General features: G+C 51.6%; 17 protein-coding genes. 10 read left to right on the top strand and 7 right to left on the bottom strand.

Translation table 11 applies throughout. The annotated features are described in order from the left end of the window. Positions 1-16 precede the first annotated feature (16 nt). Positions 17-1,321: a condensation domain-containing protein gene (locus tag ACJJI6_RS01905; RefSeq protein WP_475712318.1), complete on the bottom strand. Its 1,305-nt coding sequence runs from the start codon at positions 1,319-1,321 to the stop codon at positions 17-19. Between the two features lie 210 nt (positions 1,322-1,531). Between ACJJI6_RS01905 and ACJJI6_RS01900 the strand changes: the two genes are divergently transcribed. The 8 genes from ACJJI6_RS01900 (at position 1,532) to ACJJI6_RS01865 (ending at position 16,602) form a co-directional block, all read left to right on the top strand. Then, complete coding sequence (locus tag ACJJI6_RS01900) at positions 1,532-2,692, top strand: saccharopine dehydrogenase family protein (protein ID WP_444941347.1); 1,161 nt, start codon at positions 1,532-1,534, stop codon at positions 2,690-2,692. Positions 2,693-2,790: 98 nt separating this feature from the next. After that, positions 2,791-4,473 (top strand): FMN-binding glutamate synthase family protein, encoded by a 1,683-nt coding sequence (locus ACJJI6_RS01895; RefSeq protein WP_282932184.1) that lies wholly within the window; start codon positions 2,791-2,793, stop codon positions 4,471-4,473. Between the two features lie 25 nt (positions 4,474-4,498). Continuing rightward, a complete protein-coding gene (locus ACJJI6_RS01890) occupies positions 4,499-6,211 on the top strand; it encodes a thiamine pyrophosphate-dependent enzyme (protein ID WP_475712317.1) in 1,713 nt (570 codons plus the stop codon). Between the two features lie 41 nt (positions 6,212-6,252). Beyond that, positions 6,253-8,556 carry an Orn/Lys/Arg family decarboxylase gene (locus ACJJI6_RS01885; protein ID WP_475712316.1) on the top strand — a complete coding sequence of 768 codons (2,304 nt, stop codon included), beginning with the start codon at positions 6,253-6,255 and terminating at the stop codon, positions 8,554-8,556. Continuing rightward, a complete protein-coding gene (gene adiC / locus ACJJI6_RS01880; protein WP_475708122.1) occupies positions 8,553-10,046 on the top strand; it encodes an arginine/agmatine antiporter in 1,494 nt (497 codons plus the stop codon). Before ACJJI6_RS01885 ends, adiC begins: the two co-directional genes overlap by 4 nt. Positions 10,047-10,179: 133 nt before the next feature. Further along, positions 10,180-12,117, top strand: coding sequence for an FG-GAP repeat protein (locus ACJJI6_RS01875; protein ID WP_475712315.1), 1,938 nt, complete (start codon positions 10,180-10,182; stop codon positions 12,115-12,117). 313 nt (positions 12,118-12,430) lie between these two features. After that, positions 12,431-14,350 carry an FG-GAP repeat protein gene (locus ACJJI6_RS01870; RefSeq protein WP_475712314.1) on the top strand — a complete coding sequence of 640 codons (1,920 nt, stop codon included), beginning with the start codon at positions 12,431-12,433 and terminating at the stop codon, positions 14,348-14,350. 341 nt (positions 14,351-14,691) lie between these two features. Beyond that, complete coding sequence (locus ACJJI6_RS01865; RefSeq protein ID WP_475712313.1) at positions 14,692-16,602, top strand: FG-GAP repeat protein; 1,911 nt, start codon at positions 14,692-14,694, stop codon at positions 16,600-16,602. 390 nt (positions 16,603-16,992) lie between these two features. Here the strand turns inward: ACJJI6_RS01865 and ACJJI6_RS01860 are convergent, their stop codons facing one another. Further along, positions 16,993-17,463 (bottom strand): YpsA SLOG family protein, encoded by a 471-nt coding sequence (locus tag ACJJI6_RS01860; RefSeq protein ID WP_444917660.1) that lies wholly within the window; start codon positions 17,461-17,463, stop codon positions 16,993-16,995. 129 nt (positions 17,464-17,592) lie between these two features. Here ACJJI6_RS01860 and ACJJI6_RS01855 point away from each other — a divergent pair, with 129 nt between their 5' ends. Next, complete coding sequence (locus tag ACJJI6_RS01855; RefSeq protein ID WP_475712312.1) at positions 17,593-18,048, top strand: DUF2269 family protein; 456 nt, start codon at positions 17,593-17,595, stop codon at positions 18,046-18,048. Between the two features lie 17 nt (positions 18,049-18,065). Here ACJJI6_RS01855 and ACJJI6_RS01850 read toward each other — a convergent pair whose 3' ends face one another. From ACJJI6_RS01850 to ACJJI6_RS01840, 3 genes are all read right to left on the bottom strand, one after another. Then, entirely contained in the window at positions 18,066-19,046 is a 981-nt protein-coding gene (locus ACJJI6_RS01850) for a hypothetical protein (RefSeq protein WP_413662540.1), read from the bottom strand. Between the two features lie 75 nt (positions 19,047-19,121). After that, positions 19,122-19,751 (bottom strand): malonic semialdehyde reductase, encoded by a 630-nt coding sequence (locus ACJJI6_RS01845; RefSeq protein WP_444917662.1) that lies wholly within the window; start codon positions 19,749-19,751, stop codon positions 19,122-19,124. Between the two features lie 54 nt (positions 19,752-19,805). Next, positions 19,806-20,270 (bottom strand): DUF3429 domain-containing protein, encoded by a 465-nt coding sequence (locus ACJJI6_RS01840; RefSeq protein ID WP_444917663.1) that lies wholly within the window; start codon positions 20,268-20,270, stop codon positions 19,806-19,808. A 70-nt stretch (positions 20,271-20,340) separates the two neighbouring features. Between ACJJI6_RS01840 and ACJJI6_RS01835 the strand changes: the two genes are divergently transcribed. Then, complete coding sequence (locus ACJJI6_RS01835; RefSeq protein WP_413662543.1) at positions 20,341-20,601, top strand: DUF3081 family protein; 261 nt, start codon at positions 20,341-20,343, stop codon at positions 20,599-20,601. Positions 20,602-20,894: 293 nt separating this feature from the next. Here the strand turns inward: ACJJI6_RS01835 and ACJJI6_RS01830 are convergent, their stop codons facing one another. Next, positions 20,895-21,113 (bottom strand): hypothetical protein, encoded by a 219-nt coding sequence (locus ACJJI6_RS01830; protein WP_445354586.1) that lies wholly within the window; start codon positions 21,111-21,113, stop codon positions 20,895-20,897. Between the two features lie 1,904 nt (positions 21,114-23,017). Continuing rightward, positions 23,018-23,644 carry a MiaE family protein gene (locus ACJJI6_RS01825; protein WP_444893381.1) on the bottom strand — a complete coding sequence of 209 codons (627 nt, stop codon included), beginning with the start codon at positions 23,642-23,644 and terminating at the stop codon, positions 23,018-23,020. Positions 23,645-23,806: the final 162 nt, after the last annotated feature.

The raw sequence follows: 23,806 nt of genomic DNA, 5'->3' as shown, positions 1-23,806 counted from the left end.
CCCTATACAGCGTTATTTACAGCGGCGGTAGAATATCTTCAGGTCCGCACAATAATCTGTCACACCAGCGACTTACCATTGCTTCTACTTGTTTTTGTTCAAAGCAATTTTCATTGTAGATAAAGCTCGAGCGCAACTGCTTCCCAAAGACGGTAATAGATAGATAGATGCCATATGGCGTTAAGCGCGTCGCCAGGGGGACAATGCGAATCTTCAAGTGGTCACTCAATTTGACCCAGTCAGAAGTTTCACCGGTATAGACCGCAAAAAAACCTTCCCGATGTTCTTCTGTTTGCAAGAAAGTCACCAAGTAGCAATGGGATGCATCGAGGTGATGGCCAATCAGGCCGTGAGGCCCAATTGCATCAGCAGCATAAACCGTGCGCATGGCATACTTTATCTCCGCAGACAGGCGCGTGAGCTTCTCCTGCCAGGATTCATCCCGACAAACCATCAGGTTGACATACCTGCACATGGGGCCAAACACTTCCCGATACTCTCTCTTTAGCCGAAGGGATAAATTGCCATTCATCCAAAAAGAGTGAGGTATGAATTCACATAAAACCTGCTGAAATGCTGCTGTCAGATAGGCGAAGAGACTCACATTCTCCGAGCTGGCCAATGCCTTTATCTGCTCCAGCTCAATCTCATCTATGTGCTGGATTACTTCACTACAAATAACCGAGGTCTCTTCCGATTGGGGCAACTGCTCTATCTCATCTTTTTGGGATTGCAACTTTTGCTGCCAAAGATTTCGCGCCTTATCCCCCCTCGGCGATCTCAGATAGGTATTTTCATAATTCACATAATCAGCAAAGTCTGCAGTTTCCACCCTGGGTTGATAATCCTTACCCTTCGCACTATCCAAATAGTGAGTCAAGGATTCAGACCAGAGGAGTGACAAGCTAATCCCATCGGCAATGATGTGGTGACACTTGGTCAAGAAAATGTATTCATCTTCTCCACTGCGAAGAACACTGAGTCCCAACAATTGGTCCTGCGTCAAATCCATTGGCGAGCTACCAAATTGACGCAAAAAGCTCTCGAAGTGAGCATCACTTAAGTGGCGGATGTCGATATAGTCCAGTTCAATATCTACAAAGGAGCGAACAGCCGGTTCCCCGCTATAACGACAGCGAAAAATCGGATAGGTGTTTACCACCTCTGAAATAGACTTCTTAAACAGTTCAACATCGAATTCTCCTTTGAAAACCATGGCGCGGGTAATCAGGTCGACCAGATCCTTGCGGTGATGCAAATCATAAATACGCTGCTCAGTGATCGATAGGGGGACCTGAGTCGATAAACTCCAACCGGCCATTCTGGTCTCCAAAAATCATTTGCCCGACACAAGATCACTAATGAGTCTGATAAAACTGCACAAGATCATCGGGAACGTTACTTTTAGAATATACAAAACAGTGAAATGACAACGGCGGCATGCTGAAGGCGCAGACAAGATTTTCTTGATTTAAGTCACCGGCACGATGCATGATCTCTACAAACTATAAGGGGCAGGAGTTCCATCCAGGTGATCAATAACCTGAATAAACGCGTATTGATTCTCGGCGGCTACGGCAATTTCGGTGCACGTATTGCACAAATGCTGAGTTCTGAGACCAATATCCAGCTGATTATTGCCGGCCATAACAAGACACGGGCAGACCGCTGCGCCCAATCACTCGGTGGCCTCGCCGAGGGGTTACGATTGGAGAGGGACTCCATCAACTTGACTGCGCAACTGAAAGCCTTGCACCTGGATTTATTAATCCACTGCGCTGGCCCCTACCAGAGAGAAACCGATTACCGGGTGGCCAAAGCCTGCATTGAAGCCCGCACACCCTACATCGATATTTCAGATGCGCGCCGCTTTGTATGTGATTTTCACCGTCTCTCCCCGGCTGCCGAGGCCGCCGGTATCGCCATGGTATCCGGTGCCAGCAGCCTGCCCGGCCTCAGCTCAGCAGCCATAGCTGAGATCCAGAAAGAGCTGCCGGTCATTCGCTCCGTGCAGGCGGCAATTGCTCCGGCACACAAGGTAGAGCGCGGCCTCGCCACCGTGCGCTCTGGCTTTGAAGCGCTGGGGGAGAGCTTCCCCCAATTGCGGGATGGGCGCTGGAGAGAATCATTTGCCGGCAATCACCTGCGCTCGGTAACTCTTGCCCATCCAGTGGGAAAACGCTGGCTGTGCGATTTTGAAGTACCCGACCTGGAGTTGTGCCCAAGATACCTGCCAGATTTAAACACAGCACTATTTTCCACGGGGACAGAGCCCCTGATTCTCCAGGCCGGCCTGTCTTTGTGCGCCCAACTCTCGCGCCTAAATTTGCCCGCCACAAGTTCCCGCATCGCACAAATTGCCCATAAATTAAGTGCCCGCTGGCCTGGTGGCAGCTCTCACGGCGGCATGATTGTCCGCGCACTGGGTGAAGATGCTGACGGTAGGACAGCTGGTAGGCAGTGGCAAATACTTGGAATGGATGGCGATGGTGTCTGGATTCCTGCAGCACCCGCAGTGGCCTTGGCGAGAAAATTCCTTCGCGGTGAAATTTCAGACAGTGGCGCGCGCGCCTGCTGGCAACTATTGAAGCTGGATGAAATCCTGGATGAACTGAAGGATTACTCCATCGTCACTGCCATCGAGTTTTTACCTGCAGAGCAAAATTCACTGCCTGCGTTGGCGGCGAGCTAGGGGAAAAAGCCCTTTAGTTGGCCTTATCAAGGCAGAACCCTTACAAATGATCTAGGTTCAGTATCGGAACTTTATGTAACGATGCTGAACCTGATTTTATGAGTAGCTCCAACCCCTGGTGCGCCTATTCCGGCCGGAATGGTATAAAGCGCGCAATTATCCCCATTACCGCTCTTATCCTGACCCCATTCTTCTTGGTGCTCACGTTTACAGACAGCGCCTGGTGGCTGGTGGCTCTACTGATTAGCGTTTCACTGGTACTACTGGGAATCTACGATATGCTCCAACCCCACTGGAGCATTACACGGAACTTCCCGGTTGCCGGCCGCATTCGCTGGATATTCCTGAATCTGCGTCCCTATTTCCGCGCCTATATGGTCGAGGGTGATGAGGAGGGGCGCCCTTACAGCATTGAAGCCCGACGACTGGTGTATGCCCGCTCTGAAGGTTTTTCCGATATGCATCCGTTCGGCACTGAAAAAGATGTGCAGAGTGAGGAATATACCTGGCTCACTCACTCGGTGAAGCCCGAGAAAAATGCAGACACTTCCTGCCGTACTGAAGTGGGCACGGGCCGCTGCAAGCAGCCCTACTCCGCTGCCCTGTTAAATATCTCCGCCATGAGCTTTGGCGCTCTCTCCGCCGCCGCAGTAGAGGCCTTGAATAAGGGAGCCTCAATTGGCGGCTTCTATCACGATACCGGTGAGGGAGGCATCAGCCCCTATCACCGCAAGCATGGGGGCGACCTAGTGTGGGAATTGGGTACCGGTTATTTCGGTGCGCGCAACGATGACGGCAGCTTTAACCCGGATCTATTTCGCGAGGCCTGCAACGATCAGGTCAAAATGACGGAAATTAAATTGAGCCAAGGCGCCAAACCAGGGCACGGTGGGGTTTTACCCGGCGCCAAAGTTACCCAGGAGATCGCTTCCACCCGCAAGGTTACACCCGGGCAGAACTGCGTCTCCCCTCGCGCGCACTCCATGTTCTCCACCCCCATTGAAATGCTTGAATTCGCCGAGCAAATGCGCGAACTCTCCGGCGGCAAACCGGTAGGCATAAAACTTTGTGTAGGGCACATCTACGAAGTGATGGCCATTATGAAGGCCATGCACGAGACCGGGAAACTGGTGGACTTTATTGTTGTGGACGGCGCCGAAGGCGGCACAGGCGCAGCGCCGCTGGAGCTGTCCAACCACGTGGGCATGCCGCTGCTGGAAGGGTTGATTATCGTACGCAATGCCCTGGTGGGGGCGGGCCTGAAAGACAAAGTGAAGTTGGCTGCCAGCGGCAAGGTTTATTCCGCGTCCGGCCTGGCACAATGCCTGGCCATTGGCGCTGACTGGTGCAATGCGGCGCGGGCATTTATGTTTTCCGTGGGCTGCATCCAGTCCCAGCGCTGCCATACGGATACCTGCCCAACTGGTGTTACCACCCAGGATCCTCGGCGCCAGCGCGGGCTGGTGGTGGATGTGCAAAGTAAAAGGGCGGCTGCTTTCCAGGCAAAAACCCTGGAAGCACTGGGGGATATAGTCGCCGGTGCAGGACTTACCGATCCCAGGGACCTGAAACCCTATCACCTGGTTCACCGAATTAATGGCGCTGAATCCAGGCCGATAGACCGCATCTGGCATTTTCTCGACACCAACTCCCTAATCGACGCACCGGAAGATACGCCCTACTGGCACTGGTGGCTGGCCGCACAGGCAGACAGTTTTCAGCCTGCGATCAAGCTCGAAGAAGGCAAGTACGCGTCAATCCGCCGCGCTATTAACCGCTAGCCCCACCCAATCTGTGGAGACTGCTATGCAGACCGTTTCAGAAATTATCGTCGATACACTGGTTAAGGCCGGCGCCAAACGGTGTTACGGCATTGTCGGCGATACCATCAACCACTTCACATCAGCGGTGCGCACTTCCGACTTGGAGTGGATACATGTGCGCCATGAGGAAGTTGGCGCTTTCGCCGCTGGGGGTGAGTCTTACCTTACTGGTGAGCTGAGCGTCTGCGCCGGAACTGCCGGGCCCGGTAGCCTGCACTTTATCAACGGCATTTTTGAAAGCCATCGCAATGGCGCCCCGGTGGTACTGATTGCCTCTCGAATCGACCGTGCGGAACAGGGATTCGGCTATCCACAGGAGGTGGACCAGCAAAAGCTCTACGAACAGTGTTCGGTCTTCTGTGAAACCATGACCCATCCGGAACAAGCCCGTCGAATGATTGTGCAGGCTGCACAAACTGCGCTTACTCGCGGTGGAGTCGCGGTGGTGCAAATTAGCGGCGACTTGTTCAAGGAGAAAAGCAAAGACAGTCTGCCCTGGTCGGTACATCGCCCTGAATGGCTAGCGCGTCCGTCTGACTCTGAGCTCGACGCCCTGGCAAAGAAAATCAACGCCGCAAAAAATATCACTATTTACGGCGGTATCGGCTGCCGTCACACTCACGATGAAGTAGTAAAACTGGGACAACACCTGGCCGCTCCTATTGCCCACACCACCAAGTCGAAAGAGTTTCTCGAATACGACAACCCCTGCCATGTGGGCATGACCGGGATTCTCGGCAATCCCGCAGGCTACCGGGCCATGGAGACTTGTGACCTGTTACTGTGCCTGGGTACCGATTTTGCTTACACCCAGTTCTACCCGGAAAAAGCCACCATTATTCAAATTGATGCGGAAGCGCCGCACCTGGGGCGACGCGCCCCTGTGGATATGGGCCTGGTAGGGCATGTGGGTCCAACCATTGAAGCCCTCTTGCCCCGATTAAAGGCCCGCACCGACAGTACCTTCCTCGATGACCTTCTCGAACGATACAAAAAAGATCGGGAAGAGATGAAAAGCCGCGGCAAAGAGAAAGACCCCAGCCTGATTCACCCTCAATTTGTCGCCCAGACGCTCAATAAGCTGGCCGATGAGGATGCCGTATTCACCGCCGATGGCGGCGCTTGTATGGTATGGATGCTCCGCGACCTCACTGCCAATGGCAAACGCTCATTTCTCACCAGCCTTTCCCACGGCACCATGGCCAACGCCTACCCCCAAGCCCTGGGCATGGCCAAAGCCTATCCCGGGCGCCAGGTCATCGCTATGTGCGGCGACGGTGGTATGACCATGTTAATGGGAGACTTGCTGACACTGGTGCAAGAAAAAATCCCGTTAAAAGTCCTGGTATTTAACAATAACTCCCTCGGCTTCGTAGAGATGGAGCAGCGCATTGAGGGGCTACTCGACAGCTATACCGATTTACATAACCCGGACTTCGGCCGCGTTGCCGAAGCTTGTGGCATCAGTGGTGCCAGTATCGAGAGTGCAGATCAGCTTGAGGACAGCATGAAGCGCTGGCTCGCCACTGACGGGCCGGCACTACTCAGCGTACCGACGAACCGCGTGGAACTGGTGATGCCGCCGGAAGTTACGGCGCAGCAAGTCACCTCCACCGCACTGTTCGGACTTAAAGCAATACTCAACGGCCGCGCAGATGAGGTGGTAGATCTTTTGCGAGACAATTTCCTGCGCTGAGACTTTTTAGCAGGCCACAACAAAAGGTTTGTGCGGCACTCATGCATCATTTCGGACAGCAACGCCATAACAGCATGCTGGCCCTGATCGCCAGCAGTGAAGTCGACGACAACAGCGCTCCCGGCCGCGCCGCCATGAGGCTCCAGGCAGAGTTATCAGAGCGAAAAATTGATGTAATAACAACCACCAGCGGTAGTGATGCCTGCGCCATACTGAGCACTAACACCGCGATCCAATGCCTGCTGATTAATTGGACTCTGCCCGGTGAAGCGGAATGCCCCGCCCTGGTTGTATTGGAAGAACTTCGCGCCCGCAATCCCCAAATGCCGGTATTCCTTCTGGCAGATCAGCAGACTGTCAGCACCATGCCGCGACGGGCCCTGGAATTAGCCAACGATTTTATCTGGATGCTGGAAGATACCCCGACCTTTATCGGCGGTCGCATCCAGAGCGCGATTGAAAGATACCGCCACGCCATTCTTCCCCCCATGTTTCGCGCCCTGACCCACTTTGCCCGGGTCCATGAATATTCATGGCACACACCCGGCCACACTGGGGGAACAGCTTTTCTCAAATCCCCTGCGGGTCGTGCTTTTTACGATTTCTTTGGGGAAAATATGTTGCGCTCGGACCTGTCTGTTTCTGTAACAGAGCTGGGATCGCTTTTGGATCACTCGGGCCCCATTGCCAAGGGAGAGCAATATGCAGCAAAAGTATTTGGTGCGGATCGCACTTACTATGTAACCAATGGCTCTTCGACATCGAATAGAGTGATATTGATGGCATCGGTTACCCGGGGGCAACTGGCTCTGTGCGATCGAAACTGCCATAAATCCGTTGAACACGCGATCACCATGTCAGGTGCAGTTCCAACCTACCTGATTCCCCTACGCAACAACTACGGCCTCATAGGCCCTGTCCCTCCCCAACAGTTGACGGCCAGCTCTGTTGCCAATGCTATTCGGCAAAACCCTTTGTCCAAGCACGCCAAAAATTCCCGTGCCGTTCACGCAGTCATTACTAATTCCACCTACGACGGTCTCTGTTACAACGTGCGCAGAGTGGAAGAACTTCTCGGCGAGTCCGTTGATCGCCTGCACTTTGACGAAGCCTGGTACTCATACGCTCGATTTAATCCTATCTATCGAGATCGCTTCGCAATGTACGATTTGGGAGAAGCCGACGCGAAAAATGGCCCGAGTAAATTTGCCACTCAGTCAACGCATAAATTACTTGCTGCATTGTCCCAGGCATCGATGATTCACATTCGCGATGGGCGTAAACCCATTGAGCATGGGCGCTTTAATGAAGCCTTTATGATGCATGCCTCAACCTCCCCACTTTATTCCATCATGGCCTCCAATGATGTGAGCGCAGCAATGATGGATGGACCGGGTGGAAAAGCATTAACAGAGGAGTCAATTGCTGAGGCCGTAGCGTTCCGACAAGTATTGGCCCGTTTGCAACAGGAGTATCGCGATAAAGAAGAGTGGTTCTTCGGAGGTTGGCAGCCTGAGCATGTCACCGATCCCAATAACGGGCACAACTACGCTTTTCACAGCGCCCCAGCAGAACTCCTGTGCCATGAGCCCAGCTGCTGGTTATTAGACCCCGGCGAATCATGGCATGGATTTGGTGATATTGAGCCTGATTACTGCATGTTGGACCCGATTAAAGTATCGATTACCACCCCGGGGATAAACCCTGATGGCAAACTGTCTGCATCTGGAATACCTGCCAACATCGTCAGTAAATACCTGGACAACCTTGGCATTATCGTGGAGAAAACTACCGATTTTACGATTTTGTTCCTGTTTTCTATCGGTATTACCAAGGGTAAGTGGGGCACTCTCATAAATGCTTTACTGGCCTTTAAGCGCGACTTCGATGCCAACCGGCCTTTAAGTGAATGCCTGCCAAACCTTATAAAAAAGTCCCCAGCCTATCGCAATATCGGGCTGCGCGACCTTGCAGACAATATGTTTGCTTCCATGAAAAAATTGCAAACCACAGTGCAAATGTCTGCAGGATTTTCAGCCTTACCTAGAGCTGACTGCAGTCCGGTACAAGCTTATGAAACCCTGGTTCGCGGCGATGTGGAAATGCTTCCGCTAAGCAAGTTACCGGGACGTACCGCAGCCACAGGCGTTGTACCCTACCCTCCAGGTATTCCTCTGCTAATGCCCGGCGAAAATTTTGGCGATGAAGATAGTCCGGCATTGATTTACTTGAGAACTCTGGAAGCCTTCGACCAGCAATTTCCAGGCTTTACCCACGATAACCACGGAGTAGAGGTGCGGGACGGCCACTATCATATTTACGCCCTGCGGGGAGACTCGCCATAGGCTCGCCTATCAAAGAGGAGCATAAAATAGGCCTGGTCCCCGCAACCCTGATGGTTGCAGGCAATATGATGGGCTCCGGGGTTTTTATGCTCCCCGCCAATCTCGCTGCAGTCGGCAGTATTTCTTTGATCGGCTGGTTGATAACCATCGTCGGCGCTATCTCCCTGGCCCTGGTATTTGCCAAGCTCGCAGCTATCTATCCCGCAGCCGGCGGCCCCTATGCCTATGCCCGCCGCGCTTTTGGCGATTACATTGGCTACCAAACCAACCTGGTTTACTGGCTGGCCAATGTAATCGGTAATGTTGCGCTGATTACTGCAGGCCTGGGCTATCTGACCCATTTTTTTCCACCGTTAAAAGACCCACTGACTTTTGCCATGGCCCAGGTTGCCATGGTCTGGCTGCTGACTTACGCCAATGTACTGGGCCCGCGCACCGTCGGTCGCATCCAATCCCTCACCACCGGCCTGGTTTTACTTCCAATCCTCGGCACCGCTATTTTTGGCTGGTTCTGGTTCGACCAGCAAAACTTTACCAGCAGCTGGAATGTCTCAGGCAAGAGCGACCCCAGTGCCATTATGGCCAGCCTTACCTTCACGCTCTGGGCCTTTATTGGGGTGGAAACCGCCTCTGTATCCGCCGCAGTGGTAAAAGACCCCACCAAGAACGTCCCAATCGCAACGGTTGGGGGAGTTATCCTGGCTTCTATCGCCTATGTACTCAGCTCATCGGTCATTATGGGGATGCTGCCGAACCAGGAATTAATCAGCTCCTCCGCTCCCTTTGCCGATGCTGCTCGCCTGGCACTGGGAAATACTGCGGCCAATGTCGTAGCCCTGTGCGCCGCTATTGGCTGTATCGGTTCATTAGGCGGCTGGATACTGCTGGTGGGGCAGTCTGCCAAGGCCGCGGCAGATGATGGCCTGTTTGCAGCGCTATTTGCCCGCACCAATAACAAAGGCGTGCCTACCGGCGGATTAACCCTGGTGGCCGTGTTGATGTCTGTATTGATACTCACCACCATATCGCCAACGGCCAGCCAGCAGTTTGGCAAAATCGCCTCTGTCGCTGTGATTATGACACTGATGCCCTATATCTATTCTGCGGTAGCTTTGCGGGTTTTGGCCTACGGCAAAATGCCGCCTCAGCAGTACGGACTGTTTACCGTGATTTTGCTGATTGCAGCGGTGTACTGCCTTGTGGCCCTGGTGGGATCTGACGGGCAACAAACCCGCTGGTCCCTGATCTTTGTGATTGCGACAGTCATTTTTTATGCGCTAATTTTAAATCGCCGTCGCAGCGTTGAAGAAAAGCACTTTCTACCCGGTGGGCCAGAACCAGCCTGGGTTCACTACTTCACTCTCTTTGCCACAATTGCTGCCCTGTGCCTGTTCTTCTGGTTTTCCGTAGGGCAATACCCGGACTTGGAATTGCGCCTGCGCGCACCCAACCCCTCGGGTCATCATCTTGAGAAGCATATTGGATCCTAGGCCCCACTGATCAGTGCTCTCACAATAGTTTTGAGCTCTGTGACCTATAAAAAATGCCCAAAACCTAAAGAAACAACATGGGCGATATGAATAATTAAGTGGTTGTATTAAAAAGCCTAGAGACCCTATCACTATGCCCCCGCAGTTCTTTAAAGCCATCTTTATGATGATTATCCTCTCCTTCCTTACCGCTTGCAGCGGTGGAGGGTCCGGTAGCGACACAAGCAACAACGAAGAGACACCTGTCGTACCGAATACACCCGATACTCCTGATACTCCTGATACTCCTGATACTCCTGATACTCCTGATACTCCTGATACTCCTGATACTCCTGATACTCCTGATACTCCACAGGGTTTCACCCTGAGCTTTGAGCCCATTAAGCTGTTCCGCTTTAATTGGACTGACTCCGGCAACGCCAGTCATTACCACTTACTGGAGAACCCCGATGGACTCTCCGGCTTTACCCCTGTCGCTGAAAATATCCCCCAGGGGAGTGAAACCATAGCGCTGGAAGTCCCGCTCTACGCACGGGCAAATGCCCAGTACCTGCTACAAGCTTGTAATGGGGAGGGAGAAGAAGAGCAGTGCACCAACTCAGACCTTATCGCTGTAAGCAACACTCTGGTTGCTGCCATTGGTTACCTCAAGGCCAGTAATGCCGATGCCGATGACATATTCGGTAGGTCTGTCAGCCTCAGTGCCGATGGCCACACCCTGGCTGTCGGTGCAACGTGGGAGGACAGCAGCGCCCAGGGTATCAATGGCGACCAGTTCAACAATGAAGCTTTGTCTTCTGGTGCGGTCTATCTGTTTGTAAGGGAAGGCAACGCCTGGGTGCAGCAGGCCTACCTCAAGGCCAGTAATGCCGGCACTTATGACTACTTCGGTACTTCTATCAGCCTCAGTGCCGATGGCCACACCCTGGCCGTCGGTGCCCCCAATGAGGGCAGTAACGCCCAGGGTATCAATGGCGACCAGCTCAACAATGGGGCTTCAGATTCTGGTGCAGTCTACCTGTTTGCAAAGGAAGGCAGCGCCTGGGTGCAGCAGGCCTACCTCAAAGCAAGCAATGCTGAACAAGGTGACCTCTTCGGCACTTCTGTCAGCCTCAGTGCCGATGGCCACACCCTGGCTGTCGGTGCAACTAGGGAGGACAGCAGCGCCCAGGGTATTATTGGTGTCAATCAGCTCAACAATGAAGCTATAACAGATGCTGGCGCGGTCTACCTATTTGTGCAGGAAGGCAACGCCTGGGTGCAACAGGCCTACCTCAAGGCGAGTAATGCTGGGACCGCTGACTTCTTCGGTACTTCTGTCAGCCTCAGTGCCGATGGCCACACCCTGGCCGTTGGCGCACTCTATGAGGATAGCAACGCCCAAGGTATTGATGGCGACCAGCTCAACAATGAATCTACAAATGCTGGAGCGGTCTACCTGTTTGTGCGGGAAGGCAGCTCTTGGGTACAGCAGGCCTACCTCAAAGCAAGCAATACCGATGCCTTTGATTTATTCGGTAGGTCTGTCAGCCTCAGTGCCGATGGCCACACCCTGGCCGTCGGCGTTTCTTTTGAAGGCAGCAACGCCCAGGGTATCGATGGCGATCAGTTAAACAATGAAGCTTCTACTTCTGGCGCGGTTTACCTATTTGTACGGGAGACTGACACCTGGGTACAGCAGGCCTACCTCAAAGCCAGCAATACCAATGCCGATGACAGCTTCGGTACTTCTGTCAGCCTCAGTGCCGATGGCCACACCCTGGCCGTCGGTGCAACTTGGGAGGACAGTAGCGCCCAGGGTATCAATGGCGACCAGCTCAACAATGAAGCTGGAGAAACTGGCGCGGCCTACCTGTTTGTCAGGGAGGGCGATATCTGGGCACAGCAGGCCTACATCAAAGCCAGTAATACCGAGGCCGATACCGATACAGGTGACTTTTTCGGCAGCTCTGTCAGCCTCAGTGCCGATGGCCACACCGTGGCCATCGGTGCCGCTGGCGAGGACAGCGGGATTACAGGCGACCAGAATGACAATAGCGCCCCAGGCGCCGGCGCAGTCTATATTTACTGATTGCTTTTGCATGCCACCCTAACCCTCCCCCTGCCTTTAAAGCGGGGGGGATTAGCAAGCTGCTGAAATTCATAATATCCCCGGCTTTTCAGCAAGAAGCTGCCTTCATCCAGTCCCCAGTAGCGACCCTTCAAGCACTCCCTCCAAACGCTTTTTCCAGGGCCACACCCGCTACATTGAAATACCAACTCAACTCCAGGCGCACTGCATTTGCACTCTGCGACCTATAAAAAATGCCCAAAACCTAAAGAAACAACATGGGCGATATGAATAATTAAGTGGTTGTATTTAAAAGCCTAGAGACCCTATCGCTATGCCCCCGCAGTTCTTTAAAGCCATCTTTATGATGATTATCCTCTCCTTCCTTACCGCTTGCAGCGGTGGAGGGTCCGGTAGCGACACAAGCAACAACGAAGAGACACCTGTCGTACCGAATACACCCGATACTCCTGATACTCCTGATACTCCCGATACTCCCGATACTCCTGATACTCCTGATACTCCTGATACACCCGATGCACCACAGGGTTTCACCCTGAGCTTTGAGCCCATTAAGCTGTTCCGCTTTAATTGGACTGACTCCGGCAACGCCAGTCATTACCACTTACTGGAGAACCCCGATGGGCTCTCCGGCTTTACCCCTGTCGCTGAGAATATCCCTCAGGGGAGTGAAACCATAGCACTGGAAGTCCCGCTCTACGCACGGGCAAATGCCCAGTACCTGCTACAAGCTTGTAATGGGGAGGGAGAACAGGAGCAGTGCACCAACTCAGACCTTATCGCTGTAAGCGACACTCTGGTTGCTGCCATTGGTTACCTCAAGGCCAGTAATGCCGATGCCGATGACTTCTTCGGCTTTTCTGTCAGCCTCAGTGCCGATGGCCAGACCCTGGCTGTCGGTGCAAGTAGGGAGGACAGCAGCGCCCAGGGTATTATTGGTGTTGATCAGCTCAACAATGAAGCTATAACAGATGCTGGCGCGGTCTACCTATTTGTGCAGGAAGACAACGCCTGGGTACAGCAAGCCTGCCTCAAAGCCGGTAATGCCGGTGCCTTTGACTTCTTCGGTAATTCTGTCAGCCTCAGTGCGGATGGCCACACCCTGGCCGTCGGTGCCAATGGCGAGGATAGCAGCGCCCAGGGTATCGATGGCGACCAGCTCGATAATGAAGCCCCTGGAGCTGGCGCAGCCTATCTGTTTGTACGGGAAGGCGACACTTGGGCGCAGCAGGCCTACATCAAGGCCAGTAATGCCGGTGCCTTTGACAACTTCGGGGATTCTGTCAGCCTCAGTGCCGATGGCCACACCCTGGCCGTCGGTGCTGATGGTGAGGACAGCAGCGCCCAGGGTATTGATGGCGCCCAGCTCAATAATGAAGCCCCTGGAGCTGGCGCAGTCTATCTGTTTGTGCGGGAAGACGATACCTGGGCGCAGCAGGCCTATCTCAAAGCCAGTAATGCTGATGCCTTTGACATCTTCGGTAGCTCTGTCAGCCTCAGTACGGATGGCCACACCCTGGCCGTCGGTGCCAATGGCGAGGATAGCAGCGCCCAGGGTATCGATGGCGACCAGCTCGATAATGAAGCTGAAAATGCTGGCGCAGTCTACCTGTTTGTCAGGGAGGGCGACATCTGGGCACAGCAGGCCTATCTCAAGTCCAGTAATACCGATGCCGATGACCTCTTCGGCACTTCTATCAGCCTCAGTGCCGATGGCCATTCCCTGGCCGTCGGCACTTATTACGAGGACAGTAACGCCCGGGGTATCAATGGCGATCAGCTTAACAATGAAGCTGAAAATGCTGGCGCGGTCTACCTGTTTGTCAGGGAGGGCGATATCTGGGCGCAGCAGGCCTATCTCAAGTCCAGTAATACCGATGCCGATGACATTTTCGGTATTTCTATCAGCCTCAGTGCCGATGGCCACACCCTGGCCGTCGGTACTTATGGCGAGGACAGTAACGCCCGGGGTATTAATGGCGACCAGCTAAATAATGAAGCTACAGATGCTGGCGCGGTCTACCTATTTGTCAGGGAGGGCGATATCTGGGCGCAGCAGGCCTATCTCAAGCCCAGTAATACCGATGCCTTTGACTTCTTCGGCAGCTCTGTCAGCCTCAGTGCCGATGGCCACACCCTGGTAGTGGGTGCAACTAGGGAGGACAGCAGCGGGATTAATGGCGGTCAGAGTGACAATAGCGCCCCAAGTGCCGGCGCGGTCTATATTTACTGACTGCTTTTGCATACCACCCTAACCCTCCCCCTGCCTTTAAAGCGGGGGGTATTAGTATCCATCGGATAGCTGTAGGGTGATTGCAAGCTACTGAAATTCATAATACCCCCGGCTTTTCAGCAAGAAGCTGCCTTCATCCAGTCCCCAGTAGCGACCCTTCAAGCACTCCCTCCAAACGCTTTTTCCAGGGCCACACCCGCTACATTGAAATACCAACTCAACTCCAGGCGCACTGCATTTGCACTCTGCGACCTATAAAAAATGCCCAAAACCTAAAGAAACAACATGGGCGATATGAATAATTAAGTGGTTGTATTTAAAAGCCTAGAGACCCTATCGCTATGCCCCCGCAGTTCTTTAAAGCCATCTTTATGATGATTATCCTCTCCTTCCTTACCGCTTGCAGCGGTGGAGGGTCCGGTAGCGACACAAGCAACAACGAAGAGACACCTGTCGTACCGAATACTCCTGATACTCCTGATACTCCTGATACTCCTGATACTCCTGATACTCCTGATACTCCTGATACTCCTGATACACCCGATGCACCACAGGGTTTCACCCTGAGCTTTGAGCCCGTTAAGCTGTTCCGCTTTAATTGGACTGACTCCGGCAACGCCAGTCATTACCACTTACTGGAGAACCCCGATGGGCTCTCCGGCTTTACCCCTGTCGCTGAGAATATCCCCCAGGGGAGTGAAACCATAGCGCTGGAAGTCCCGCTCTACGCACGGGCAAATGCCCAGTACCTGCTACAAGCTTGTAATGGGGAGGGAGAACAGGAGCAGTGCACCAACTCAGACCTTATCGCCGTAAGCGACACCCTGGTTGCTGCCATTGGTTACCTCAAGGCCAGTAATGCCGGCACTTATGACTACTTCGGTACTTCTATCAGCCTCAGTGCCAATGGCCACACCCTGGCCGTTGGCGCTGCTGGCGAGGACAGCAGCGCCCAGGGTATCAATGGCGACCAGCTCAACAATGAAGCTTCATCTTCTGGTGCAGTCTACCTGTTTGCAAAAGAGGGCAACGCCTGGGTGCAGCAGGCCTACCTCAAAGCAAGCAATACCGATGCCTTAGACTTATTCGGTAGGTCTGTCAGCCTCAGTGCCGATGGCCACACCCTGGCCGTCGGTGCTTTTGGCGAGGACAGCAACGCGATTGGTATCAATAGCAATCAGCAAAACGAAGAAGCAACCACTTCTGGCGCGGTGTACATCTTTGTAAGGGACGGCGACATCTGGAAGCAACAGGCCTACTTAAAGGCCAGCAATACCGATGCCGATGACAGCTTCGGGTTTTCTGTCAGCCTCAGTGCCGATGGCCACACCCTGGCTGTCGGTTCTGCTGGTGAGGGTAGCAGCGCCCAGGGTATTGATGGCGACCAGCTCAACAATGAAGCTGGAGAAACTGGCGCAGTCTACCTGTTTGTGCGGGAAGACGATACCTGGACGCAACAGGCCTACCTCAAAGCCAGTAATGCCGATGCCTTTGACATCTTCGGTAGCTCTGTCAGCCTCAGTGCCGACGGCCATACCCTGGCCGTCGGTGCCCCCAATGAGGGCAGTAACGCTCAGGGTGTTAATGGCGATCAGCTCCACAATGACACTTCACTTTCTGGCGCGGTTTACCTATTTGCAAGGGAGGGCGACTCCTGGGCGCAACAAGCCTACCTCAAGGCCAGCAATACCGATGCCTTTGACTTATTCGGTAGCTCTGTCAGCCTCAGTGCCGATGGCCACACTCTGGCCGTCGGCGTTTCTTTTGAAAGCAGCAACGCCCAGGGTATCGATGGCGATCAATTAAACAATGAAGCTATGCATTCTGGCGCGGTTTACCTATTTGTACGGGAGGGCGATACCTGGGCACAGCAGGCCTACCTCAAGGCCAGTAATTCCGGTGCCGATGACAGCTTCGGTACTTCTGTCAGCCTCAGTGCCGATGGCCACACCCTGGCCGTTGGCGCTTCTCTTGAAGAAAGCAGCGCCCAGGGTGTCGATGGCGATCAGCTCAACAATGGGGCTTTTGGTTCTGGCACGGTTTACCTGTTTGTGCGTGAGGCCAACACCTGGCAACAACAAGCCTATCTCAAATCCAGTAATACCGAGGCCTATGACTTCTTCGGTAGCTCTGTCAGCCTCAGTGCCGATGGCCACACCCTGGTAGTGGGTGCTATGGGGGAAAGCAGCGGGATTAATGGCGATCAGAGTGATAATAGCGGCCCAAGCTCCGGCGCAGTCTATATTTACTGATTACTTTTGCACACCCTAACCCTCCCCCTGCCTTTAAAGCGGGGGGTATTAGTATCCATCGGATAGCTGTAGGGTGATTGCAAGCTACTGAAATTCATAATATCCTCAGCTTTTCAGCAAGAAGCTGCCTTCGTCCACTCCCCTGTAGCGACCCTTCAAGCACTCCCTCCAAACGCTTTTTCCAGGGCTACACCCGCTACATTGAAATACCAACTCAACTCCAGGCGCACTGCATTTGCACTCTGCGACCTTAGTCGTCAGAGCCCTATCGGGGGCTGGTGCTGTCTGCATCTACTAACGGCCTCTCACGCTACCCTAAAAATCCCTAGATACCTTAAAGGTGAGGGATTTTAGGGCTAATAGGCAACACCTGATGTGGATACTCAGGCCTCAACCAGTTAGCGCTTTCTGGATTGTCTCTGCGGTAATTTCAGTAATCCCTTGGGAGTTGGATTCACGGTTACCCGCCACATTGAGCGTCTGCGGACGATTCTTGAGGATAAAGTCACGCACCAATTGTACTCGATCGGCATCAGTCGGATTGACTACCAAGTGTGGTTTCCCCGATGCTTGGCAGAACTCAATAGTAAACAGGGTGCCATCACTACTGGGATTGGTTGTGAAGATAACAGTGGCATCAGAGTTGCGGATATTCTCACGAGTACGCTCTTCCAGATCCGGGGACGTGTTTTCAACCAGCCCAAGCCCTTTCAGAAAATCCGGCCGATCACCGATCTCAGTCCAGTAACCCTGCGGTGCTGTGCCACCGGTGGCAATTCCCAGGCGCTGCCCCGCCAGCAGGCCACCGGTATCCGCCCCCGTCTGACCACCACTGATAATTTTCTCCGGTCGGAAGATCACTTTTCTCCCCCATATCGTTTATCGTCCTACTAGCTCGAGCTAGCAGATATCAAGGCAGCGATAATTGGCATTGAAATTAACGACCGCAGCCACTAATTTATCTCCAACTTTAGTCTGGCCGGCAGCGCTGTGAATTACTATCTGATACTGAAAACACTGCATATCCTCTGCGCCATAATCGTACTCGGCACAGGGACCGGCATCGCTTGGTACACCCTGAGGGGCTGGCTGTCCGGAAATGCCCAAGTTATGCAGTGGGTTAGCCGGGAAACGGTACAGGCAGACTGGATATTTACCGGATCGGCGGTAATTGGTCTATTCGGTAGTGCGGTGGGTATGCTACTGATTAATCCAAGCTGGATGCTACAAGCCTGGCTGCAATTAGCCGCCGGGCTCAGCGCAACCGTGTTCTTGTTGTGGCTGCCGGTTGTTTACCTTCGGTACCAGCTGCGTAAACATGCCAAAGAAGACGGTAATATAGACAAAATGCGCAAGCTAATGATGGCTTGGTGCCTGCTCGGGGCTATCGCATTTCCCATGACCGTTGCCATTGTCTATCTGATGGTGTCTAAGCCGGCATTATAAGGACTCATGCCAGGCCATCACCTCTTCGCCCCCCTGAGGGTCTTATAGCTCGCTCGATGGCCAACATCTTTCCACTGCCGCTTGAAGTCATCCAGGACTACCCCAGACACAATTTCTGCATTACCTTCCGCACTTTTATCCAAACGATGTATCGCTTCCTTCTTACATAAAGGAACAATAATCGCCGAGCGTTCATGCCTATCCATTCTCAACAGACGGCTGCGAATATGCTCTGCCTCACCACCAGTACAACTTGCATCTGTAATCACAAATACATTGGTATCACTGTCTAGATCCGAGGCTATAGTGCCAAAACCTAGATCAAACTGCCGAAATACCACCCCTTTGAACAACCCCTCCCCCACTTCCGAACCCGTTATAAAGGGCCAGGCATGTGCCAGGGTCCACAAGTAGGATTTACTTAAGACATATTGCAGGTGTTGATTGCGAACAAGCCCCAACTGGAATTGACGCTCAAAGGTTTCATCATTCAACTTGGCTTTACTGCAAATGGCCTTGGGAATGAGCTCCCCTTTGTAGCTGGTGGTCGGGATAACCACGATAAAATCATCAGCATCCCGCTTTTTCTCCAACGCCTTAAGAATGGTCGCCTGTAGATGTAAGACAAATTCCTCGGTGGTAATTACATCGTGTGGCAGCGCTGCGTTGTCCATTGCCAGGTTCATATAAAGTGTTTCCGCTCTATATGCCTGAATAATCGGCTCCAGCTCTTCTCGACTAAACAACAACTTTTCATCGAGGATTGCCTGCTCATTAATTTTTTTTGCATAGCAATCTATCAATAGTTGGTCTGCGGCATAGATACCGAAATTTCCCGAACTGACACAGCGGAAGTATTCCTCATCTTGCATCGACAAAAATCGCTCAACCACAGCCCGGCTAATGTCCCGGCCAAACAACTCATAAAGCGCGTCCTCTTGCCGAGGTAAAAAATATTCTTCCGGGTCAATCAACCGCTGAGATCGTTTAAGAACCACTTAATCACACCTAAATTCTTGATCCACTGCCATTAACCCGCATTAAAAAATACGAATTATGTTAAACACAACAATTTACAGAGTTCTGCACACTTCATCGAAATCCAACCGAGGGTTGCGCGGATATAATTTGTCGGTTTCGCCATAGCCAAGATTGCACAAGAAATTGGACTTAATATGACAATCAGGAAAGTGCTCCGGCAGAAAAGCCGGTGCTGAGCATTTGTCACTGAAGAATTCCTCATCAACTAATGCGTTATCAAACCCCGACATTGGGCCGCAATCGAGCCCCAGGGCCCTCGCCGCTAAAATAAAGTAGCCTCCTTGTAAGGAACCATTACGAAATGCGGTAACCTCGGCATATTCGGGGCTATCGGCAAACCATTCCCGCGCAGGAGTCTGGGGATAGAGCTCCGGAAGGTGTTCATAAAAGTGCATATCGTAAGCAACAATGGCAGTCACCGGAGCCCGCATAGTTTTTTCAATATTTCCCTCATTAAGCGCTGGCTTTAGCCGCTCCTTAGCCTCCTTACTTACAACAAACACCAATCGCATAGGGCAACAATTAGCACTGGTGGGTCCGAATTTGACCAAGTCGTAAAGCTGTTTCAAAACCTCTTTTGAAACCGGCTTATCCTGCCAATGACTATGGGTTCGGGCTTTGTTGAATAGCTGGTCGAGCACCTCAGAGGAAACAGGTTGCATAAGAGCTACCCCAAAATAACTTCGCTGGTAACAGTTTAGTTTGCGCCAGACATTTCAAAGGAGCAGCAGAATCATTAGAAGATGGCAGGCCATCACTAGGTAGGTCACGATGCTGCGGGTGCGGAAATACTGATCCCGCCCGGGCAGATTGGGGTTCAACCGGGCCTCGGCCCAGACAACAAAACCGAAAGCAACTAGTAATACCGGTAGCGCCCAAGTGGTGCGAAACATCAGCAGCGCCACCCACCCCACCAACGTCACCAGGTTACTCAGTAGCGCTAAAATCATCCTATGCGGATGCCCCACTTGATTGAGTGCAGCACCCCACCAAACACCGCAAAGAAAACTCAGAATCACGGCGCTGTAGGCGGTGAACAGTAGGCGCGGAGTCACTCCCCAAAGAGAAAACCCTAACCACTGCATAATGATTCCTGCGACAAATGGAATCAAACCAAGGTAAGCCAGCCAGTCAAACAGCCGCGTATCGACTGGTGGGTAGTGATGGATGTCAGTGTCCATGTCGTCTAAGCTTCCAAGTCAAAGACAGTTTCGTCTCAAACAACAAGCTTAGCGGCAGGAGCAAGCAGCAATGGATGCCGAACAGAAGATTGACGTCAAACAAGCGCTGCGGGTGTTTGATAGGGCGACAAAGGAGGGGCGCAAGGAAGGTAACGAATGGCATTACCAGGGGCTGGCAGTCAGCACTGACTTTGACGGCTATACGGTTTTCATCAATTCCCCCAAAGTGAAACTCACCATATTTTTTCACAATAAATTTTCTGTGGATTCCACCAGCAGTAAAGAGCTTGAAGAGTTTATTCGGCTATTGAAAAAGCTTGATTCAGGATAAGAGAAAAGAGCCTTGGAACCTCAAGCAGAGATAAATTTTAAACACCGAAATGAGACACGTTGAGAGTAACTCTTCGATATTCACTAAAAGAACACCGCAAGCACGAATGGAGACACTATCCGCCACCAAACTTAAAAAACCAAACGCATCCGGTTTAAAATTACAGCCTAATACTACCGCAGTTATCTTCCAGATAAATTGATCACCTTATGGACTTATACAGCTGGCACAGAGTTTTGAAGCCCAGCGAAACATTACCCCATCATTTCACCCAAAGTCCGCTGGGCTAAATGTTAAACCTCTCCCAGTAGAATTTTAATTATTGCCCCAAGAATATTAGCAACATTATCTGTCACTGCACCAGACACATCACTTTCAGCCGTTAACATGTCTACTGAAAAGGTTTTCCCTTCTTCAGATACCTGAGAGTGAATCACATCCTCATGTATTGACCCAGCAAAACATACGCTGACGGTTAAAACCATAAAAAACAATTTATATATAACTTTCATTAATATTCTTCCTAATTGATCAAGTTATCCATCTTCCTATCGTCCCATCCTCCAAAAACCTCCCTATTTTTGGAGTATCCACATTAATGCATATTTGAACAGCCTTCAAACCTATTAGATTAAACCTGCGGCTGCCAATATCCTCTGAATCATATTCAAACTCCCTAAAACCTAAAAGGCATCAACACCTCCAAAAGGTTCAGAGTTATCACTGGGATACGCGCCTAGTACTTTTCTACCAAGTCTAAAAGCATAGGACCACCACCTGCCAACATGGTGGAATTGTGTTTAAAAAATCCAATATCTGGTTATCCATAACCAGATATTTCGTCAAACACCAGTCCCAAATAACACCATCTCCCCAGCCTCCCTTTAATATCAACCTTTACATTTCATTGCATGCAAATATTTTTTAACATCCTCAGGAGCCAATAAACAATTACAGCTTTGAAATAGCTTGCTCTTAGCAACATCATTGGTCACACAAAAGATCATCTTGAGCACCAATACTGATTCAGAGTTAGCTATATTGATGTTCAAACGGCAAAATATAACCTTTTTCGCCAGAGTAAAGTTGGAAGCTTGCCATGTCTTTTTTTCAGTCCTTCTCGAGGAAGGCCAAATAGCCTCACACCCTAACAGAACTCTTTAATGGCTTTATTGATACAACCTTCTCGCCAAGGATAAATGTAAATCATGATCATATCTACTGGAGAGCGCCCCAAGATCTTTATATTTTCTGCAAACTAAAATACTACGGCGTCTAAGTGATCAACCCCACCGTGAATACCGTTTTGCTTTATGAGATCTTGTGCAAAATTATTGAGTAAAGCACGGGACAGCCTTGCCTCTGTGCTTCTCTCAGCATCTGTATATTTCTTGGAAATGAAAGATAGTTTTTCCATTATTTACATTTTCTGGGGGAGGAGGGAAGAAATACTGGGCTACCTGGTACAAACTCACCATAACAATCATCCTGACTGATCATTACGCTCCTCAATCTTCAGTGCTCCAAGATCGTCGAATGCGGCCCCTGCAGTAACACCAATAGGTATACCGCCCCAGGCTTCCCCGTTTTGGTGCATTTCTCAGGCAGCCTAAAACTTCCTGAAATTAGCCCGTTGCCTAGTGTCCCTCTCTTAATATGTCTTTAAGCAGTTTCATTAACCCTTAATGCACTACAAAAAAGCATCCAACGAGCCACTTTCGTCTTCCTTGAATCACTCAGACAAAGATGCCCATAAACCACTTATGCTTTCTGATTACAGAATAACTGATTAAAAATAAAAAGCTGATTAAGAAACGGCACGTAAACCTTCAAAAGGCGGCACTAAAAAACTGTACTTCCACACATTGGCTCTAAATTATAATTTTTACGGAAGGATGGTCAGTAGAAATCCACTGTACAGTACGTAAGTTTTTCAAGATTGGCCAACAAGGCATTGCTGAACAGGCACTAGTGTACGAGTTTAATCTTCTAGCGTGCTTACGATGGTACAGCTTACAAATACCTTTTAGTATTAGTTTATAACTACTCACCCCGCTTACTTATAGCGTTCGATCGGTCGATATCGACTTGTACCGGCGAGATCCCAAAGAGACCTGTGCTGATTTTTAGGGCACAAACGTAGAGTCAGGTCAGGTCGGGTCGGGTCGGGTCGGGTCGGGTCGGGTCGGGTCGGGTCGGGTCGGGTCGGGTCGGGTAAAGGTAACAGAACTACCAAGCAGCCCTACGATAATTCCATAACCAACGATTAGCGCTACTGCCGGTATGACCCCATATAGTGAGCTTAGGCAGCAAGAATTCTGGTGTTATCACTAAAGAATCAGGAAGCTTGTAGCTAATAAACATCAATTCGAAAGCTTCCTGAAAATCTGAGCCACCTTAGCAGGCCAAGCGAGAATTACTGCCCTGCACTCTCCGGCACACCACTGTGAAAGCGGAACTGTCCATCACTGCCTTCCACTAATTCCTTTTCTTTCTCCAGCAGTGCCTGAACCCTAGGTTGAATATCTTCATCGGAAGCCTTCTGGGCAAGGTGCAGGTAATCGCGGAAGTGGCGTGCCTCAGATTTGAGCAGGGAGAGATAAAACTTCTGCAACTCATCATCTAACTGAGGCGCAATCCGTGCAAAGCGCTCGCAGGAGCGCGCTTCGATAATAGCGCCACAAATCAGCGTGTCGATCAGTCGCCCCGGCTCTGCGCTGCGGACTTCGGCACGAAGGCCCGCCGCGTAGCGAGAGGCACTAACGTGAGGATAGGCGATACCGCGCTTCTCCATAATCGCCAGCACCTGCTCAAAGTGACGCAGCTCTTCGCGAGCCAGACGCGACATTTTGTTCAGCAGCTCAAAGTCATTCAGATACCGAAACATCAGGTTCAGGGCAGTACCCGCCGCTTTTTTCTCGCAGTTGGCATGATCGATCAGCATCATTTCCGGCTCCTTCAATGCCGCCTCCACCCAGGCATCGGGCGTGGGACACAGCAGGAATTCATTGATAGCGGAAAGATCTGGGACTTGAGCATTCATAGGACGAACAAACTTAACCGGAGCAAAATAACTTGGCGCGGGATTATAGCGGCCTCAAGCCACAAACGCCCGCTTTTAAACCACCAGCGGGCACTACTCCCCCGACTGACAAACCGGGTCTGCAATTATCTAGGAAGGTCCCTAGTGATAAATACACTCAAC

The sequence above is a fragment of the Microbulbifer maximicatervae (SeqCode) genome (assembly GCF_056232625.1).
Note: the sequence above shows the minus strand (reverse complement) of the source record. Positions and strands in the feature narration are given on the sequence as shown.

Bases quoted from the DNA above. Each gene is read 5' to 3' on its own strand.
- ACJJI6_RS01825 (WP_444893381.1), bottom strand. From the start codon at position 23,644: ATGAATGCTCAAGTCCCAGATCTTTCCGCTATCAATGAATTCCTGCTG.
- ACJJI6_RS01895 (WP_282932184.1), top strand. From the start codon at position 2,791: ATGAGTAGCTCCAACCCCTGGTGCGCCTATTCCGGCCGGAATGGTATA.
- ACJJI6_RS01905 (WP_475712318.1), bottom strand. From the start codon at position 1,321: ATGGCCGGTTGGAGTTTATCGACTCAGGTCCCCCTATCGATCACTGAG.
- ACJJI6_RS01890 (WP_475712317.1), top strand. From the start codon at position 4,499: ATGCAGACCGTTTCAGAAATTATCGTCGATACACTGGTTAAGGCCGGC.
- ACJJI6_RS01875 (WP_475712315.1), top strand. From the start codon at position 10,180: ATGCCCCCGCAGTTCTTTAAAGCCATCTTTATGATGATTATCCTCTCC.
- ACJJI6_RS01870 (WP_475712314.1), top strand. From the start codon at position 12,431: ATGCCCCCGCAGTTCTTTAAAGCCATCTTTATGATGATTATCCTCTCC.
- ACJJI6_RS01840 (WP_444917663.1), bottom strand. From the start codon at position 20,270: ATGGACACTGACATCCATCACTACCCACCAGTCGATACGCGGCTGTTT.
- ACJJI6_RS01835 (WP_413662543.1), top strand. From the start codon at position 20,341: ATGGATGCCGAACAGAAGATTGACGTCAAACAAGCGCTGCGGGTGTTT.
- ACJJI6_RS01830 (WP_445354586.1), bottom strand. From the start codon at position 21,113: ATGAAAGTTATATATAAATTGTTTTTTATGGTTTTAACCGTCAGCGTA.
- ACJJI6_RS01845 (WP_444917662.1), bottom strand. From the start codon at position 19,751: ATGCAACCTGTTTCCTCTGAGGTGCTCGACCAGCTATTCAACAAAGCC.
- ACJJI6_RS01865 (WP_475712313.1), top strand. From the start codon at position 14,692: ATGCCCCCGCAGTTCTTTAAAGCCATCTTTATGATGATTATCCTCTCC.
- ACJJI6_RS01885 (WP_475712316.1), top strand. From the start codon at position 6,253: ATGCATCATTTCGGACAGCAACGCCATAACAGCATGCTGGCCCTGATC.